The organism is Sphaerothrix gracilis Ecp01 (assembly GCF_030405905.1).
Classification (GTDB): Bacteria; Cyanobacteriota; Cyanobacteriia; order Phormidesmidales; family Phormidesmidaceae; genus Sphaerothrix; species Sphaerothrix gracilis.
On record NZ_JASATW010000089.1, the window covers coordinates 1 to 2,307 of the forward strand.

A 2,307-nucleotide genomic window follows, 5' to 3' on the forward strand; every position below is an offset into this window, starting at 1 on the left:
GTGTAGAGAATACAGCGCACATCAATGGTGCTGCGACTGCTGACTCTTGCTGTCAGCACTTCATAGTCCGCTATCCGTTTGGGCGGTAAAGGCTGCAAGTGCTTCTGCTCTTCGGCAAACTTCGCCTGGTGCTGCTGATTGAGCTTAGCCACAATGCCGCTAATAAAGGCTTGATAGTCAGCCACGCTGGCGAAGTCAGTGCTGCCGCGCAGGTAGAGCGCTTGGGTGGTTAAACTCATCGGCAGGGTCGCCCCCGCCGATGGTCTACAGAACCGGACGTGAAAGTTTCCCTTCATCCGGCTCCTCAACGACTTGGTGAGTGACAATCAGACCTCTCTGCTGCTAGCTGAGCGCCGCTCAGCGGCGGATTTGGTGTGGTGACAATGCCTGTGCAGGAGTTGCCAATTGGAGGAAACATCCAGCCCGCCTTGGGAGCGAGGCAAGATGTGGTCGAGTTCGATGACATCACCGTGCATGAAGAACAAGTTGCAAGCACTGCAACGGCCCTTCTGGCGCTTGAGCAAGCGAGCCGTAGTAGGCCGGATGAGGGGCGATTGGCCGTTTCTAGTAGCCCAGTAGAGCCAGTCGCCATCATACGGACTGCGGTTAGCCTGCACCTCGGTGACGGGCAAGATCCTGACGAAAAAGGGCCATTTGATTTTACGCCCTTGTGTAGCAAGGCATCCAATTTTGAGACAGAACAATCTCAGGGGCGATTCACGACTTCAGTATTGTCTTGTGTCTAGGTCTGGTAGTCTCCTTCAGGAGCGTTTTGAGGAGATATTTACCTATGCCCACGGTCTCAGATACAGCCTATCCTCGCTTAAAAGCAAATCCCACAGAACGAGAACTTGAATCTATTTATACTCCTACTACTGATGAAATCCAGTTAGCTCAGCAATCCACTAAAGGATCAACAGCCCGTGTCGGCTTCTTGATTCTGCTAAAAACATTTCAACGCCTTGGCTATCCTGTCTTAATTTCAGAGGTGCCTGCAGCTATCGTTCAACACATCGTTGTCATCAGCCAGAGCGCGATCACTAGAGCAGATTTAGTGGGTTATGACACCTCGGCCACCCGAAAAAGGCACTTGGCTATTATCCGGAATGTTTTGAACCTACGTCCCTACAAATTAGAAGCACAGGCTGTGATGGTGGCGGCGATGCAATTTGCCGTTATCAGCAAACATGATTTGGTCGATTTAGTCAATATCGCTATCGAAGAATTAGTTCGGCAACGCTATGAACTTCCAGGCTTTAGTACACTCTTGAGAACTGCTCGCAGTATTCGCAATGCAGCCAACTCAGACATTTATCAGCGGGTCACAGAGAGCCTTACAGCAGAGGGAAAACAGCAAATTGATAATCTCCTGCAGGTTGATGTTGAAACTGATGCCAGAACGATTAAACGACAAATGTTTGGTCGTGCCTCGCCTGAACTCCTGACAAAACCCTTCTTACTCGCTAGTTGATTACTTTATCTATAGCCTTCCTTTTCTATATGGGCCGGAATAGAAAAGTGTGACCGGTATTGGGAACGTCTGCCTGGAGTGAGCGATCTCGGCCTTCAATACCAAAATTCTCCTGATCGGCTCATTCACAAACACTAAAATGGCCCTGCTTCTCTCTCGTTTCGCTGCTTCACTCTAAAGCTTCACCTAAAGTGAGAAAGAACCCTTTTCTGTCGGCTTAACTATGTAGGATCTTGTCATTGACTCCGGCTGGTTTTTAGCCTGATGTGCTGAATTATCTACTGCCAGAGCCATTGCAGAGTATTAAGTTGGCCTACTTTGGGAAAAAGCCGTGCTAGCTTGCGAGGGTGTAAAAGTCTTATCTCTGGAATTTGCCCTCTCAACTTTGTAACAACAGAAAAGCAAGCTTCTTTACCGCATAATGAACATTCTTTCCAGCTTTGGTCAGAGAAAATGGCATTGGTTGCTGGCGTTGTCAGGTTTCTGTACGGTTTTGATCGGTGATGTGAGTTTTGCTAGATCCGCTGCACCAACTGTCGTTGCTCAGCAAACGACTCGCAGTCCTGAAGTGGTGACGGGTCAGCTAAATCAAAACTCTCCCGTACGGGAAGAAGACGGCAGTTTCTATCAATCTCATACTTTTCAAGGGGCTGCTAACGAGAGCCTCACGATTGAGCTGAGCAGTGATGAGTTTGACACCTATCTCATCTTGATAGGCCCAGAGGGAAACACTATTGCCCAGAATGACGATGGAGCCGGGGGGACTAACTCACGCATCACAGTAACTCTGCCGACTACTGGAGTCTACACAATTATTGCTAACAGCTATACTGCGG

Annotated in this window: 3 protein-coding genes and 1 pseudogene; 2 read left to right on the plus strand and 2 right to left on the minus strand. The window is 48.9% G+C overall.

Annotation, left to right across the window (positions count from 1 at the left end; genetic code table 11):
* A pseudogene (locus QJQ48_RS27760) lies at positions 1 to 224 on the minus strand (hypothetical protein); the annotation flags it as partial.
* Positions 225 to 326: 102 nt separating this feature from the next.
* Entirely contained in the window at positions 327 to 632 is a 306-nt protein-coding gene (locus QJQ48_RS27765) for an HNH endonuclease (protein WP_346294449.1), read from the minus strand.
* A gap of 158 nt (positions 633 to 790) precedes the next feature.
* Here QJQ48_RS27765 and QJQ48_RS27770 point away from each other — a divergent pair, with 158 nt between their 5' ends.
* A complete protein-coding gene (locus tag QJQ48_RS27770; RefSeq protein ID WP_346294450.1) occupies positions 791 to 1,471 on the plus strand; it encodes a DUF4158 domain-containing protein in 681 nt (226 codons plus the stop codon).
* Positions 1,472 to 1,976: 505 nt separating this feature from the next.
* Positions 1,977 to 2,307: PPC domain-containing protein (locus QJQ48_RS27775; RefSeq protein ID WP_346294451.1), on the plus strand; the 331-nt coding region annotated here is incomplete at its 3' end.